This is a genomic window from Pseudomonas uvaldensis (assembly GCF_021271205.1).
Classification (GTDB): Bacteria; Pseudomonadota; Gammaproteobacteria; order Pseudomonadales; family Pseudomonadaceae; genus Aquipseudomonas; species Aquipseudomonas uvaldensis.
This window is the reverse complement of the sequence record NZ_JAIWKS010000038.1, coordinates 1-1,060: the sequence shown is the minus strand read 5'-3', so window position 1 is coordinate 1,060 and position 1,060 is coordinate 1. Positions and strand designations below refer to the sequence as shown.

At 66.4% G+C, this 1,060-nt stretch carries 1 protein-coding gene; it reads left to right on the top strand.

Annotated elements, in window-relative coordinates; genetic code table 11:
- Positions 1-1,060, top strand: a 1,060-nt coding sequence (locus LCU97_RS26470) for an AMP-binding protein (RefSeq protein ID WP_232778210.1), incomplete at both ends; no start/stop codon positions are given.

The following is a 1,060-nucleotide window of genomic DNA, read 5'->3' as shown; positions in this document are numbered from 1 at the left end:
GCTCGATCCGGCGGTGATCGGTCGCGTGCTGAAGGAAGGCGCGCCGCAGCACCTGCTCAACGGCTACGGTCCGACCGAAGCCACCACCTTCACCACCACCCACGAAATCAGAAGCGTGGGCGAGGGCGGTATTCCCATTGGCCGTCCGATTGGCAACACCCGCGTCTATATCCTGGACGCCAACCAGCAACCCGTGCCTGTCGGCGTGGCCGGCGAGCTGTATATCGGTGGCGACGGCGTGGCGAAAGGCTATTTGAATCGCCCTGAGCTGAGCGCCGAGAAGTTCGTCGCCGACCCGTTCAGCGCCGATCCATCGGCCGTGCTCTATCGCACCGGCGACCTGGCGCGCTGGCGTGCGGACGGTGCCGTGGATTACCTGGGCCGCAACGACGACCAGGTGAAGATCCGCGGTTTCCGTATCGAACTGGGCGAAATCGAGGCCCGCTTGGGTCAATGTGCCGGCGTAAAAGACGCCGTGGTCCTGGCCCGGCAGGACGAACCCGGGCCCAAGCGCCTGGTGGGCTATGTGATTGCCGAGCCGGGCATCACCCTGTCGGTGCATGACCTGCGCAGCCAATTGGCCAGCACCCTGGCCGACTACATGGTGCCGAGCGCCTTTGTCGTGCTGTCATCCTTCCCGCTGACCGCCAACGGAAAGCTGGACCGCCGCGCCTTGCCGGCGCCGGATGCCGAGGCCTATGCCAGCCGTGAATACGCAGCCCCGCAAGGCGAGATCGAGAGCACCCTGGCGCAGATCTGGGCCGATGTGCTGAAGATCGAGCAGGTCGGGCGGCATGACCACTTCTTCGAACTGGGCGGTCATTCGTTGCTGGCGGTGACGCTGATCGAGCGCATGCGCCAGGCCGGTCTGAGCGCCGACGTGCGCGTGCTGTTCAGCCAGCCAACCCTGGCGGCGCTGGCGGCGGCAGTGGGCAGTGGCAAGGAAATCCGCGTGCCGGCCAACCGTATTCCGGCCGATTGCGAACACATCACCCCGGACCTGCTGGCGCTGGTGGACCTGACCCAGGAGGCGATCGATCGCGTGGTGGCGACGGTGCCG